The sequence below is a fragment of the Christiangramia aestuarii genome (genome assembly GCF_009735585.1).
Lineage (GTDB): Bacteria > Bacteroidota > Bacteroidia > Flavobacteriales > Flavobacteriaceae > Christiangramia > Christiangramia aestuarii.
Window position 1 is genome coordinate 1 of the sequence record NZ_VJVW01000194.1, and the last position, 349, is coordinate 349.

Genomic DNA, 349 nt, shown 5'->3' on the forward strand with positions numbered 1-349 from the left:
CAAAGTTGGTGTTGCGCGTGAAGTTGGCCTGGTAGTTGGAAAACAACGCGGTGACACCGTCATCCCAAAGAGAGGGATCCACATAGCCACGCGAGTGCCGCTGTACATACAGCTGTGGAATGCTGACCAGCAGGGAAAGGCTGTTGACGTCGAACTCGATGGATGCACCGGGGATGAGTTCGGCGACATTCAGGGGCGTATTGTTTTCCAGATTATCCGGAATGAGTTTGTCTCGCGTCAGCCGGGCGATATCGACCCCGATCTCCTTGAGCAGCCCTACCCGGACGACCGGACGAACGCTTCCGGTTTCGGGATCGGCACTGAACACGACATCTTCGCGCCGGATCAT

General features: G+C 56.7%; 1 protein-coding gene. It reads right to left on the reverse strand.

Features of this window, described 5'->3' with window-relative positions:
- Nucleotides 1-349 (reverse strand): FimD/PapC N-terminal domain-containing protein (locus FLP08_RS17495; protein WP_202912829.1); only part of this gene is annotated, 349 nt, incomplete at both ends.